11 protein-coding genes and 2 tRNA genes are annotated in these 13,100 nt (G+C 65.9%); 5 read left to right on the forward strand and 8 right to left on the reverse strand.

The window, feature by feature from the left end:
* The first annotated feature begins 153 nt into the window (after positions 1-153).
* The 5 genes from FBZ89_RS25350 (at position 154) to FBZ89_RS25370 (ending at position 4,072) form a co-directional block, all read left to right on the forward strand.
* Positions 154-1,128, forward strand: a complete 975-nt coding sequence (locus FBZ89_RS25350; protein WP_145753293.1) for an SDR family NAD(P)-dependent oxidoreductase — start codon at positions 154-156, stop codon at positions 1,126-1,128.
* 84 nt (positions 1,129-1,212) lie between these two features.
* Positions 1,213-1,959, forward strand: coding sequence for an SDR family oxidoreductase (locus FBZ89_RS25355; protein WP_145753295.1), 747 nt, complete (start codon positions 1,213-1,215; stop codon positions 1,957-1,959).
* Between the two features lie 13 nt (positions 1,960-1,972).
* Positions 1,973-2,503: a cupin domain-containing protein gene (locus tag FBZ89_RS25360; RefSeq protein ID WP_145753297.1), complete on the forward strand. Its 531-nt coding sequence runs from the start codon at positions 1,973-1,975 to the stop codon at positions 2,501-2,503.
* A gap of 11 nt (positions 2,504-2,514) precedes the next feature.
* Positions 2,515-3,315: a hypothetical protein gene (locus tag FBZ89_RS25365; RefSeq protein WP_145753299.1), complete on the forward strand. Its 801-nt coding sequence runs from the start codon at positions 2,515-2,517 to the stop codon at positions 3,313-3,315.
* 10 nt (positions 3,316-3,325) lie between these two features.
* Entirely contained in the window at positions 3,326-4,072 is a 747-nt protein-coding gene (locus tag FBZ89_RS25370) for an SDR family NAD(P)-dependent oxidoreductase (RefSeq protein ID WP_145753301.1), read from the forward strand.
* A 28-nt stretch (positions 4,073-4,100) separates the two neighbouring features.
* Here the strand turns inward: FBZ89_RS25370 and FBZ89_RS25375 are convergent, their stop codons facing one another.
* The 8 genes from FBZ89_RS25375 to FBZ89_RS25410 form a co-directional block, all read right to left on the reverse strand.
* Entirely contained in the window at positions 4,101-4,955 is an 855-nt protein-coding gene (locus FBZ89_RS25375; protein WP_145753303.1) for a site-specific integrase, read from the reverse strand.
* 83 nt (positions 4,956-5,038) lie between these two features.
* Positions 5,039-5,114, reverse strand: a tRNA-Glu gene (locus FBZ89_RS25380).
* Positions 5,115-5,162: 48 nt separating this feature from the next.
* Positions 5,163-5,238, reverse strand: a tRNA-Glu gene (locus FBZ89_RS25385).
* A 133-nt stretch (positions 5,239-5,371) separates the two neighbouring features.
* A complete protein-coding gene (locus FBZ89_RS25390) occupies positions 5,372-6,883 on the reverse strand; it encodes a hypothetical protein (protein WP_145753305.1) in 1,512 nt (503 codons plus the stop codon).
* A gap of 614 nt (positions 6,884-7,497) precedes the next feature.
* Positions 7,498-9,291 (reverse strand): single-stranded-DNA-specific exonuclease RecJ, encoded by a 1,794-nt coding sequence (recJ, locus tag FBZ89_RS25395; protein WP_425465979.1) that lies wholly within the window; start codon positions 9,289-9,291, stop codon positions 7,498-7,500.
* Positions 9,292-9,349: 58 nt separating this feature from the next.
* Positions 9,350-10,321, reverse strand: coding sequence for a class II fructose-bisphosphatase (gene glpX, locus FBZ89_RS25400; protein WP_145753362.1), 972 nt, complete (start codon positions 10,319-10,321; stop codon positions 9,350-9,352).
* Positions 10,322-10,446: 125 nt separating this feature from the next.
* On the reverse strand, positions 10,447-11,742 hold the full coding sequence (locus tag FBZ89_RS25405; protein WP_145753309.1) for a homoserine dehydrogenase: 1,296 nt from the start codon (positions 11,740-11,742) through the stop codon (positions 10,447-10,449).
* Between the two features lie 32 nt (positions 11,743-11,774).
* Positions 11,775-12,992 (reverse strand): LL-diaminopimelate aminotransferase, encoded by a 1,218-nt coding sequence (locus FBZ89_RS25410; protein WP_145753310.1) that lies wholly within the window; start codon positions 12,990-12,992, stop codon positions 11,775-11,777.
* Between the last annotated feature and the right edge of the window lie 108 nt (positions 12,993-13,100).

A 13,100-nucleotide genomic window follows, 5' to 3' on the forward strand; every position in this document is an offset into this window, starting at 1 on the left:
GGGGGCGCCCACGACCCCTGCTCGAATTTCTTAGCATTTGGTCCAAAAATCCTTGACCACAAGTTCTATCCCTAATATATGAGGAACTAGTCCAAAAATAGCAAGCTGGCTCATGACCTCACGTTCCGACCTTCTCTCACGACGGACCCAAATATGAGACATTCAATCGCTTTGGTCACCGGCACTACGTCCGGGCTCGGTTATGCCGCAGCTCGCTTGCTCGCCGATGGGGGATGGCAGGAGGTCATCGTAACGGGGCGCAGCCTGGCCAAGACCAAGGAAACGGCCGCCCAGCTCGCCGACGAGACCAAGAAGCGGATCTTCACGCCGCTCGAGCTTGATCTGAACAGGGCCGCCAGCGCCAAGTCTGCGGTCGCCGAGCTGGTCAAGCGCGGTCGGCCGATCGATTTCCTGCTGCTCAATGCCGGACTGGTCCCAACCAAGAAGCGCCTGATCACGGCGGAGGGCGTTGAAGCCTCCCAGGCCCCGCTTATCGGCCATCATGAACTGACCGTTGGGCTACTCAACGCCAACCTGCTGAGCCCCGAGGCGCGGATTGTCATCACCAGCGCGGAGCCGGCCCGTGGGGGTGTGCCCATGTTCAAATATACCGACCTGCCGGCGTTCGCAGCCAAATACTACGGGGGCGACCAAACCGCGGCTGCTGAAGCCCTCATCCGCAGCGGACCAAACGTGAGGTACTCGCCCAACACGGCGTATGCCGACGCGAAGCTTATGATCGCCTGGTGGGCCGCGGCGCTGGCGCGCCGACTACCGTCCGATATGGCCGTCTACGCTGTCTCGCCCGGTGCGTCGAACGCCACCAACGTCGCGCGAAACGCTGGCCCGTTGTTGAAGTATCTGATGATTCCGATCGTGAACCTCATTCCCGGCATGAATCAGACGCCGGAGGTTGCGGCCAGTCGCTACATCCAGGCGTCGGAGTTCGGGACCGACGCCTCAGGGCAATTCTTCGCCTCGGCCAAAGGGAAGTTCTCAGGCCCGATGGAACTACAGCGAGAGCCACACCTCCACGTTCGCGCCAGCCAGGAAGCCGCATGGCGCGCCGTCGTCAAGGTCTCCGGCGCCGACCTGTCTCACCCGGCATCCTTGAGCGCGGTGTCCTGACACCTGACCGCTGTCGCGTCGCAGAAATATCATCAGAAATTGTCCAAAAATCCACAGGCGCAATGGCGTCCCAGGAGAATGTGAATGGTACGGCATCAAGATAAGAAAGTGGTGATCCTCGGCGGCACCAGCGGCATGGGTCTCGCGACCGCAAAGATGCTCCTCGCTGAAGGCGCACGCGTTCTGGTGACAGGCCGCTCGCAAGCCGGGCTAGACTCAGCGAAGCAGGAGCTTGGGACTGACGCCCTTGTGGTTTCGAGCGACGCGCGATCGTTGACCGATATCGACGCCCTCGTCGCCCTGGTGAAGGCCGAGTTCGACACCATCGACCTGCTTTTCGTGAACGCGGGGTTCAGCACCCCAGCGCCACTCGCGAACGTCACCGAGGCCATCTACGACGAGATGTTCAACCTCAACGCCAAGGGGCCGTTCTTCGCGGTCCAGAAGTTCGCGCCGCTCATCAACCGAGGCGGCTCCGTCGTCCTCACGACCTCGGTCGCCAACGTCAAGGGCCTGCCCGGGCAGGCCACTTATGGCGCCGCCAAAGCGGCGCTGCGATCCTTGGCTCGGACGCTCGCGACCGAGCTGCTTCCCCAGGACATCCGCGTCAATGCCGTGTCGCCCGGTCCCATCGCCACGCCGATCCTCGACAAGGTGTTTCCCGATAAGAACATGGCCGCCCAGGTCCGGGAGAAGACGATCGGCATGATCCCGATGAAGCGTTTCGGGACCTCGGAAGAGATCGCGAAAGCCGTCCTCTTCCTCGCATTCGACGCGACCTTCACGACCGGTCTTGAGATTCCGGTCGATGGCGGCTGGTCGCAACTCTGAGGGGGCGCGTGAAATGAAGATGCGACGAATTGTGAGCGCCGAGACCAAGGCTGGTGTCGTCATGCAAGTGGACGATCTTCTCGACACCGAAACCGCCGATCGGGTCACGAATATCTGGGGCTTCGACAAGATTCTCGAGCTGCCCCTTACGCCTGAGCAAGTTCTCGGTGAATACAAGCGGCTTGGGATCTTCGGGCCAAAGGATTCAGTCCGCGTCGATCTCCAGATCGTTCCCCCTGAGAAAGCGGGCGAGACGGATCTCGGGGCCTTGATGGCCAAGATTGATTTCGGCACCGGCGGAGGTATGACCCCAAGCGAACTCGGCGGTGCGATGCACCGGACCGACACCGTCGACCTCGCGGTGGTGCTCAAGGGCGAAGTGGATATCGCCTATCCGGGAGAAGACGGCGAAGTGCACTCAGTCACGGCCAAGGAGGGCGACTTCTTCGTTCAGAATGGAGCCTTCCACGAATTCCACAACCGGTCGGACGCCCCGTGCGTGATCCTCATGTTCGTTTTCGGGGCCGAGAGGCAGGCAACCTGAGCGGCAACGATATGAATGTTCCTGTTATTGTCATCGACGGCGTGACGAAGCTTCCTCCTGAAGCTAACGGCGGCGTCGTCCTTGGCGGGTCGAACGCCACGGCATACGCGGCGTATTTCTCGGCAAAGGCTGGCGCTCGCGCTGCTATTCATCATGACTGCGGCATTGGTCGGGATGAGGCGGGCGTCAGAGGCCTGCCCTGGGCGGACCAACATGGCATGGCCATGGCCGCCGTCGCAGCCGCCAGCGCCCGGGTCGGCGACGCCGCAGACATGCTCAAGCGTGGAATCATCAGTCGCGCCAACAAACTTGCGGCTGCGTCTGGTGTCGAGAACGGGCAGACCGTCGCGCAAGCCGTGGAACGTCTGAAATCCGCGCCTTGGCCCCACGACACAAACATGGAGGCGCCGATTGAGCGACGGACCTTTATCCACGGCGTCCTCTGCATAGGCTCCATCTCGCTCGGTACTCCGGAAGATGCAGGTCTGGTCGTTGCGAGCGGCAGTCATGGCGGCGCAACGGCCGCGCCAATGACGAGTGCGTTCAGGCCACGTCTCGTCTTTTTCAGTGACGCCGGTTTCGGCGCCGATCGCGCGGGCGTCGCCAGCCTTCCCATTCTCGATTCCGATGGGATCGCCGCCGCGACGGTCTCCGCAGAGTCGGCGTGTATCGGCGACGGGGAGTCGACACTGACGCAGGGCGTTATCTCGGCCGTGAATGAAACGGCGCACCGATTGGGCATCAGGGTCGGGGAGAAGGCCCTGAGCGCAGCGCGCACCGTGGCGGAGAGACCAACTCTGCACCCAAAATAAAGGAAACAGAATGTTGCTGTTGAAAAACAAGATAGCTGTCGTCACGGGCGGCACCAGCGGCATCGGTCTCGCGACCGCCCAACGGTTCGTTGAGCAGGGCGCCTATGTGTTCATCGCCGGGCGACGGCAGGACAAGATCGACAAGGCTGTCGCCGAGATCGGCGACAACGTCACCGGCGTAAAGACCGACATCGCCAAGCTTGATGATCTCGACCGTCTCTACGAGACCGTCGCGGAAAAGGGAAAGATCGACGTGCTTTTCGCGGGCGCGGCCTTCGTCGAAAAGACGATGACCGCCACTGCGACGCCCGAGCACTTCGACAAGACCTTCAACACCAATGCCCGCGGCACCTATTTCACCGTCCAGAAAGCGCTGCCTTACCTGAATGACGGTGCTTCGATCATCCTCGTGGCGGCGGCCGGGAAGAATAAAGGCTTCCCGGGCCGCAGCGCCTACAGCGCGACCAAGGCCGCGATCCGGTCATTCGCGCGGACCTGGACCAGCGAACTCAAGCATCGGGGGATCAGGACGAACGTGTTGAGCCCCGGCGCGGTCGACACGCCCATGTTTGACAGTCAGTTCCCCGCCGGGGAGGGCGCGGCCGAAGCCAGAAAGCAGATCGTCGCGATGACGCCATTGGGGCGCCTGGCGTACCCCGATGAGATCGCCTGCGCGGCTTTGTTCCTCGCCTCAGACCTCAGCAGCTACGTCGCCGGCATCGACCTTCCTGTCGATGGCGGCCTGACGGCTGTCTAGCCCGAAGGATTTAGCGCCGCACCCAACGTCATTCCCCGAGGAGCCTCTGATGACGCACACAGCAATGGAGTGCGCCCCTTGGGGTGGACACCGCTGGTATAAAAGATTGACGGTAACGTCGGGCCTCGCCATTTTTCGAGCCTTCCCCGCCCAGGCCACGGATCGTCATCACCCGTCTATCCAAGTCGATGTCCCGCCATCCGAGCGAGCACAGTTCGCCTTGGCGCGCCGCCGTCTCGATAGCCAACCGAGTTAAAGGAACCACCAGAGCCGCGTGGCGTCCTGCCGCAAGCGCCTTGAACAGCGTGTCCTCCTCGGCGGGACAGTCCTCCTGTCCCGCGATGATGCGGGCCGGCTGAAGGCGCCGGTCCCGCTTTCGATCGGCGCCCTTGGGACGGGCCGTAAGCTTGGAGGAGGCCACGTTGTCCACCACGTGGACGGACCACTCTGCCCGGGCGTGATTGATGATGGTGGCGATCAGATTCAACCGCCTGACGATGGTGGCCGGGGCGTAGCCGTTGGCCGCCATCCGCTCACGGAAGGCCGCCACATCCCGGGAGGCGAGCATGGTCATGCGGAGCTGGCTGATCTGGTCATCCAGGATCACCGCCAGGTGACCTAACTCCTTGTCGCCACCGCGCTTGGTCGGAGTGATCTCCGCTTGGTACCGGCGAATCAGATCGCCCAGAGTATTACGCTCCGCATCGGCGCGATCGACGAACACGCCGCGAGACAGCTCCGATTCCATGTCGGCCGCCCAGCGCTTCGCGTCGGTCCTGGTCTCAAAAGTCTTGGACTGCGCAGGGAAACCCACGCGCCGGATCTTGACCTGATAGCCGATGACCTGGCCTTCACGGTTCTTCCGGGGGGTGATCGTCGCCATGGGACAGGGGGCCTCCGAGAAGGTGACCTCGGATCCACTTGTCCCAAATTGTCCCGCAAAATCCACCCAAGCCGCTGGAAGCGTGGCGTCCCCTACGGGATTCGAACCCGTGTCGCCGCCGTGAAAGGGCGGTGTCCTAGGCCTCTAGACGAAGGGGACATGAGGCGGATGGAGGGTAGTCCATCCTATCTGCGGCCATCCGGTGGATGGCGTCCCCTACGGGATTCGAACCCGTGTCGCCGCCGTGAAAGGGCGGTGTCCTAGGCCTCTAGACGAAGGGGACGGCGGGGTGGATACATAATGATCCGGCCCCGATAAGGCAAGCGGATAAAAAGCCCCGCCCACCGGTTTTCGCGCATAGGGGGTCTGCCTGTTGGCGCGGCCGGATCGGGCGGGAAAACGGTGATGATTCCCGGTCAGCGGAAGCGTTCGATGGCGCGTTCCGCCTTCAGGATCAGGTCCAGCATGGGTTCGGTCTTGGGCATGGAGCGCAAGACCTTCTCCAGCGCCTGCAACTGGGCGGAGACGGCCTTGTTCTTGCCGCGCGCCCGCAGATATTCGAAACGGAAATTAATGGCCGTCTGGAAGGTGGCCTCCAAATCCGCCTCCTTTGCGCGGATAGACCGGTCGAAGCCTTCCTTTTCCGCCACCTTGCGGCAGGCGGTGAACAGGGTCGCGGCGGCCTGGGCCACCGACACCTCGTCATCCGTGGGGCTGTGGGCCATGTCAGGCACCAGCCGTACCTCCAGCTTCTCGCGCACTTCCCTCTGGGGCAGCACCAGGGCCGCGTCGCGAACCGCCACGCTGGCGAACTGGTCGGCCGCCTGGGCCACCTTCTGCCGGGCCTCGACCATCATGGTCTCCCATCCGGCGTTGCCGAACTCCCTCACCTCTTCCGCCATGCCCTGCACCATGGCACCGGCGTCGGAGATGAGGCGGGCGCAAGTCATCAGCCAGACCCGCCGGGTCATGCCGCGATCGCCCGCCGCCGTGCGCCCGATCTCCGCCAAGGTGCGGGTAAGGTCGCCGAACAGCTTGGCCGGAATCATCTGCAGGCCGGCGTTGTCGCCGCCGGCCCGCAGCAGATCGGCCGACAGGAGGCGCACCAGGCGCAGCGACTGCCACGGCTGGGCCAGCAGGCGCAACAGGCCGTGGAAGTAATAGTCCACCACCTCGCGGTCGGCGGCGTGCAGGTGTATGTAGCCGTTCTTGGCGATGACCGTGCCCTGGGGGTTGAAGTCGTGCACCCGGCCGTCCGCCGTGCGGGGGCACACCGCCCGGATCTGGTCGAACCAGGGGGTCAGCAGCGGATCCAGCCCCAGGATGCGCGCGATCTCCGCCGTGTCCTCGAACGCACGCTCGCTGCCCAGCAACACCTCCACCTCGCGCTTGCGCACGGCGGACTGCGCCGCCTCCGCCAACAGGATGGTGGTGGCCTCCGCCGCGATGCTGCGGCCGAACTGGACGACGGCGTCGATCTCGTCCTGTCGTTCCGACGCCACGGCGTTGCGATACTCCGCCGTGGCCGCCGCCAGGCGCGGGCGATAGGGGGACCCCATGAGCAGGCGCCACCAAGGCGCCAGGCTGGACCGGGCCACCACCGCGCGGCGCACCCCGCCCACGGAGTCGGCGTCGATCAGGTAGGGTTCCAGGCAGACGCACAGCGCCCGCTGGAAAGTGGGCACGCGCACGGGCCGCAGGCTGCGCAGCATGGGCCGCAGGCAGGTCAGAATCTGTTCGTCGGAGGCGGCCCCGGTCTCCGTCGCGCGAGCCTTCTCCACCGCTGCGGCCACACGGACCAGCGACCCCTCATCCAGGGTGCGGAAGTGGGTTTCCAGGCGGCTGAGCGTCGATTCCGGCGCCGCCGCGTCAGCCGGCGCTTCCGGCGCGGCCGCAACCACCCGTTTCGTTCCAGGCTGTCCCGACATCAATACCCCCTCATCCCACCCGGATGTCCTCGTCGGCTGCCCGGGCGGAGCCTTGGAACTTTCCCGCGTTGTAATGATCGGCCCTTTAATTTTTATGGTCGCCGGACATTCGACAGCCCGCCGAGAGTAACGACAGGATGGAACGGCCTTTCGTGCGTAAGGATCGTTTAATGCAGCGCCGCTGTCAATCCAGTCGCGCCCATGACCGGAAAATGATGAACCCATGACAGCATCGTTGCCACCAAGCATAAACTGACACCGGCAGACATCGCTACTTCCGATATGGCAGAATGAACCGGTCAATAATTTGACAGGCATTGGCAATGGAGAGGGAGCAATAGGCCCGCGATTCAGGGCGGCTGGAAAGATAGTTTTGGTTAAACCACCCCACACAACGGCATTTAGCCGTTGGCGCGGGGGATAAGCGCGACTGACACCTAGTGTCAACACCGTCACGTCAGGCGACATACATCCGGTTGGAAGCGGAAAATACGCAAATCACCGCCACCGCAGCCACGGTGGGGTGGCGGTGACGACTTTCTTACTTTCGTACAGTGGCCAACGGCGCAAACGCGCCGCGCCGCCTTATCCGACCGGGATAAATGTCACCGGCTTCACGATGCGCCCGGCAAAGCGACATCATCAATGGTCAGCTGCACGCCTTCCGCCCCGTTCCAGCGGTCGGCGCGCAGGGTGCCGGCCAGGTGCATGGGCCGGCCACCATGGTTCAGCAGGGCGGGCCCCAGATCCTCATCCATGGCGCGGAAGGCGATGGCCTTGAGGCGGGCGCCATCGGCCGAGGACAGGATGCAGCGCACATGGTTGCCGCCCACCACGTCGGCCCGCACGATGCGGGCGTCGGCCACGGCCAGGCGCGGTTCGGAATTGCCGGTGCCGAAGGGGCCCAGGCGGGTGATGTGGCCCAGCAGGTCGGCGGAGGCGCCGCGCACCGACACCACGCCGTCCAGGTGCAGGGTGGGCACCAACGGGCCCTGCCCGGCTGTCTGCTGCGCAATACGGTCGGCCAGGAAGGCGCGCAGGTCGGCCAGCCTGTCCTCCGCCACGGTGAACCCCGCCGCCATGGCGTGGCCGCCGCCGGCCATCAGCAGGCCGGCCTGGCGGGCGGCGATGACGGCCGAGCCCAAGTCGATGCCCCGGACCGAGCGGCCCGAGGCCTTGCCGATGCCGCCCTCCAGCGCCACCACGCAGGCCGGCACGCCATAGCGCTCCTTGAGGCGGGAGGCGACGATGCCGATGACGCCCGGATGCCAGCCCGCCCCCGCGATCACCAGCGCCCCGGCGCCGGCCCCAGGGCTGAGCAAGGCATCGGTGGCGGCCTGCGCCTCCACCAAGGCGATGGCCTCTTCCAGCACCAGGGCCTCGATGGCCCGGCGCTCGGCGTTCAGGGTGTGCAACTGGGCCGCCAGGTCGCGCGCCTCCACCGGGTCCTCGGTGGACAGCAGGCGGGTACCGAGGTCGGCGCGGCCCACCCGGCCGCCGGCATTGACGCGCGGCCCCAGAATGTAGCCGGCGTGGTAGGCGTCCATGCGTTCATTGATGCCGGCGACATCGGCCAGGGCCGCCAGACCCGGGTTGTTGCGGCGGCTCATCACCTTCAGGCCCTGCGCCACCAGGGCACGGTTCAGGCCCACCAGGGGCACCACGTCGCAAACGGTGCCCAACGCCACCAGGTCCAGCCAGCCCATGAGGTCAGGCTCCGCCCGGTTGGCGTACCAGCCGGTGGCGCGCAGGACCCGGTTGACCGCCACCACCAGCAGGAAGCTGACGCCCACCGCCGCCAGGGTGCCCAGGCGGTCGGTCACGGTCTCGTCGAGGCGGTTGGGGTTCACCACGGCGTGAGCCTGGGGCAGGGCCGGTTCCGCCTTGTGATGATCGACGACGATAACCTCCAGCCCGGCCTGCGCGGCGGCGGCCAGGGGCTCGAACGAGGTCACGCCGCAATCGACCGTGATGACCAGGTCCACCCCCGCCTCGCGCAGGCGCAGCAGCGCCGGGGCGTTGGGGCCGTAGCCTTCATTGATGCGGTCGGGGATGTAGGCCTGGATGTTGGCGCCAACGGCACGGAAGAAGCGCACCAGCAAGGCGGAGGAGGTGGCGCCATCGACGTCGTAGTCACCGAAGACGGCCAAGTGCCGGCCGCGCCGGACGGCATCGGCCAGATGCTCCGCCGCTGCCTGCATGTCCAGCAGGGCGTGCGGATCGGGCAGGAAGCGTTTCAGCGTGGGGCCCAGGAAATCCTCGGCCTGGTCCAGGTCGACGCCACGGGCCGCCAGGACCCGCCCCACCAGCTCCGGCAGGCCGCCGCGCTGGGCATGGGCCAGGGCCAGTCGCTCGTCATGCGGGCGGGCCAGCCAGCGCCGGCCGGTGGCGGACCGCGAGACCCCCAACAGGGGACGAGACTCGCCAGCCGGGATGTCCCCAGCCGGCGAGCCCACGAACGTTATATTATTCTGCATCCGGAATGAATTTGGTCTTGGTGCGGAGATTGTGGTGCGCCTCAACATAGCGCACCGTGCCGCTCTTCGACCGCATAATCACCGAATGGGTGTACGCGCCGCCGGGGAAACGGCGCACGCCGCGCAGCATGGTGCCGGTGGTCACGCCGGTGGCGGCGAACATGACGTTGCCGCTGGCCAGATCCGTCAGCTCGTACTTGCGGTCCAGGTCGGTGACGCCCCAGCGCTTGGCGCGGGCGCGTTCGTCGTCGTTGCGGAACAGCAGGCGGCCCTGCATCTGGCCGCCGATGCAGCGCAGGGCGGCGGCGGCCAACACGCCTTCCGGCGCGCCGCCGGAACCGACATAGAGGTCGATGCCGCTATCGGGCTGCGAGGTGGAGATGACGCCGGACACGTCGCCGTCGCCGATCAGCATGATGCGGGCGCCGGCGGCGCGCACGCGGGCGATCAGTTCGCGGTGGCGGGGGCGGTCCAGGATGCAGACCACCAGCTCCTCCACCGTGGCATGCTTGGCCAGGGCCAGGTTCTTCAGATTGGTCTCGATCTTCTCATCGATGTCGACCACGCCCTGGGGCAGGCCGGCGCCGACGGCGATCTTATCCATGTAGACATCGGGGGCGTTCAGGAAGCCGCCCGATTCCGCCATGGCGATGACCGCCAGGGCGTTGGGGCCGCCGGTGGCGGTAATGGTGGTGCCTTCCAGCGGATCGAGCGCGATGTCGATCTTGGGGCCGTGGCCGCTGCCCACCTTCTCACCGATGTACAGCATCGGCGCCTCGTCGCGCTCACCCTCGCCGATCACCACGGTGCCGTCGATGGCCAGGCTGTTCAAGGCCTTGCGCATGGCGTCCACGGCGGCCTGGTCGGCGGCCTTCTCATCACCGCGGCCCATCAACAGCGACGCGGACAAGGCGGCCGCCTCGGTCACGCGCACCGCTTCCAGGGCCAGGTTGCGGTCCATCACCAGGCTGATGTCGCCCTTCGGATCGACGGGCGCCTCGATAGCCTTGCTCATAGTCATCTTCCCCTGAGTCTGTTTGCCGTCGGACCCCTTATTATAAGGACGGGGTCCGTGACGGTGGTGTGTCAATAATCCTCGATACGGATCATGCGCGGGGTTTCCTGAACCGCGTCCAGCCCGCCTATGACGGCCAGGGCGCGCAACATGGCCACTTCTTCCGTATCGTGGGTGGTCAGCACCACCGGAACAGCCTCACCCGGCGCCCGCCCCCGCTGCAGAAACGACTCCATGGAGACGTTCTGGTCGCGCAGGGCTGCGGCGACGTCGGCGATGACGCCCGGACGGTCGACCACCATGAGGCGCACATAATACCGTCCGCGCCGCGCCGACAAGGGGGCAGGAGTCAGGGGTGCCAGCTGGCTGGCGGGTACGGCGAAGGTCGGGGTGCGCCGGCCGATGGCGATATCCACCAGATCGGCGACCACGGCGGAGGCGGTCGGCCCGGCCCCGGCGCCGCGCCCGACCAGCGCCACCTTGTCGGCGAAATCGCTGTCGGCGACCACGGCGTTGAACACCCCGTCGGTGGCGGCGATGAGGGAACCGACCGGCACCATGCAGGGGTTCACCCGCTGTTCGATGCCCTTGTCCGTCCGCCGGGCGATACCCAGCAACTTGATGCGATAGCCCAGCTGCCCGGCGTAGTCGATGTCCAGCGCCGAGATGTGGCGGATGCCCTCGACATGCACGTTGGCGAAGTCCACCCGCGTGCCGAAGGCGACGGAGGTGAGGATGGCCAGCTTGTGTGCCGCGTCCACGCCATCGATATCGAAACTGGGGTCGGCCTCGGCATAGCCCTTGGCCTGGGCCTCGGCCAGGACGTCGCCGAAGTCGCGGCCCGTGGTCCGCATCTCGGTCAGGATGTAGTTGCAGGTGCCGTTCAGGATGCCGTGCACCTCGCGCACCTGGTTCGCGGCCAGGCCTTCGCGCAGGCCCTTGATGACGGGGATGCCGCCGGCCACGGCCGCCTCGAACGCCAGGGTCAGGCCCTGGGCTTCGGCCTGGGTGGCCAGCGCCGTGCCGTGGTGGGCCAGCAGCGCCTTGTTGGCGGTGACCACATGCTTGCCATGGGCCAGCGCGGTTTCAACGGTGCGGGCGGCGATGCCGTCCGACCCGCCGATCAATTCCACCACCACGTCGACCTGATCGTCCGCCGCCAGGTCGGCGGCATTGTCGTACCAGCGCACGGACGAGAGGTCGACGCCCCGGTCACGGGCACGGTCGCGGGCGCTGACGGCCGTGACCACCAGTGGCCGGCCGCTGCGCCGGACCAGCAGGTCGCCCTGGGTGGCGAGCACCTTCAGGACCCCGGCGCCAACGGTGCCAAGACCCGCGATGCCCACGCGCAGCGGTGCCGTCCCCATGCTTTCCCCCTTATCGACCGCAACCATCAGACTTAGACCACTTTTTTGGAGGCAGCTTCGCCACCGTTGCCGGTCCGGTGCAGGAAGGCCCGGATGTTGCGGCAGGCTTGGCGGATGCGCTGGACGTTTTCCACCAGGCCGAAACGGACATGCTCGTCGCCATACTCGCCGAAGCCGATGCCAGGGGACACGGCAACCTGCGCCTCCTGCAGCAGCAGCTTGGAGAATTCCAGCGAGCCCATGGCGCGGAAGGGCTCGGGAATGCGGGCCCAGACGAACATGGTGGCGGCCGGCGGCGGCACGTCCCAGCCGGCGGCGGCCAATCCGTCGATCAGGGCATCGCGGCGCGCCTTGTACATCTGGCGGATTTCCTCCACGCAGTCCTGCGGCCCGTTCAGCGCGGCGGTGGCCGCCACCTGGATGGGGGTGAAGGCGCCGTAGTCGACGTAGGACTTGAACTTGGCCAGCGCGCCGATGAGCTTCTTGGAGCCCACGCCGAAGCCCACGCGCCAGCCCGGCATGTTGTAGGTCTTGCTGAGGCTGTTGAATTCCACCGTGATGTCGCGCGCCTCGGGGATCTGCAGGATGGACGGCGGCGGGTTGCCATCGAAATAGATCTCGGCGTACGCGATGTCCGACAGGATGTAGATGCCGTGCTTCAGGCACAGCTCCACGATCGGGCGATAGAAATCCAGCGTGACCGTCTGCGTCGTCGGGTTGGCCGGGAAACTGACGATGACGGCGATGGGCTTGGGCACCGAATGGCGGATGGCGCGTTCCAGCGTCTCCACGAAATTGTCCACGCCGTCCACCACCGGGATGTGCCGCAGGGCGGCGCCCGCCAACATGAAGCCGAAGGGGTGGATGGGGTAGGAGGGGTTGGGCACCAGGATGACGTCGCCCGGGCTGGTGATGGCCTGGGCCAGGTTGGCCAGGCCCTCCTTGGAGCCGATGGTGACGCAGGCCTCCGTCTCCGGGTCGATATCGACGTCGAATCGGCGCTTGTAGTAGGCGGAAATCGCCTTGCGCAGGCCGGGGATGCCGCGCGACATGGAATAGCGGTGTGTCTTGGGATTGCGCACGGCCTCTACCAGCTTTTCCACGATGTGGGGCGGGGTGGGCTGGTCGGGGTTGCCCATGCCGAGGTCGATGATGTCCTCACCAGCCGCGCGAGCTCGCGCCTTCATCGCGTTCACTTCGGCGAACACATAGGGCGGCAGGCGCTTAATGCGGTGGAACTCTTCGTTCATGGGACGGTCTGTACCGATTTCGGGGTGGATGGGAGACATGGTGGCCGATGGGGTTGTATCGTCCCGGCCGAAACCGGGCGACAGCAATTTCCACAGGGCGGGCATCCC

The sequence above is a fragment of the Nitrospirillum amazonense genome, assembly GCF_007828045.1.
GTDB classification, from domain to species: domain Bacteria; phylum Pseudomonadota; class Alphaproteobacteria; order Azospirillales; family Azospirillaceae; genus Nitrospirillum; species Nitrospirillum amazonense_C.

Coding starts and splice junctions, on each gene's coding strand:
- FBZ89_RS25350 (WP_145753293.1), top strand. CDS start 154: ATGAGACATTCAATCGCTTTGGTCACCGGCACTACGTCCGGGCTCGGT.
- FBZ89_RS25355 (WP_145753295.1), top strand. CDS start 1,213: ATGGTACGGCATCAAGATAAGAAAGTGGTGATCCTCGGCGGCACCAGC.
- FBZ89_RS25360 (WP_145753297.1), top strand. CDS start 1,973: ATGAAGATGCGACGAATTGTGAGCGCCGAGACCAAGGCTGGTGTCGTC.
- FBZ89_RS25365 (WP_145753299.1), top strand. CDS start 2,515: ATGAATGTTCCTGTTATTGTCATCGACGGCGTGACGAAGCTTCCTCCT.
- FBZ89_RS25370 (WP_145753301.1), top strand. CDS start 3,326: ATGTTGCTGTTGAAAAACAAGATAGCTGTCGTCACGGGCGGCACCAGC.
- FBZ89_RS25375 (WP_145753303.1), bottom strand. CDS start 4,955: ATGGCGACGATCACCCCCCGGAAGAACCGTGAAGGCCAGGTCATCGGC.
- FBZ89_RS25390 (WP_145753305.1), bottom strand. CDS start 6,883: ATGTCGGGACAGCCTGGAACGAAACGGGTGGTTGCGGCCGCGCCGGAA.
- glpX (WP_145753362.1), bottom strand. CDS start 10,321: ATGGACCGCAACCTGGCCCTGGAAGCGGTGCGCGTGACCGAGGCGGCC.
- FBZ89_RS25405 (WP_145753309.1), bottom strand. CDS start 11,742: ATGGGGACGGCACCGCTGCGCGTGGGCATCGCGGGTCTTGGCACCGTT.
- FBZ89_RS25410 (WP_145753310.1), bottom strand. CDS start 12,992: ATGAACGAAGAGTTCCACCGCATTAAGCGCCTGCCGCCCTATGTGTTC.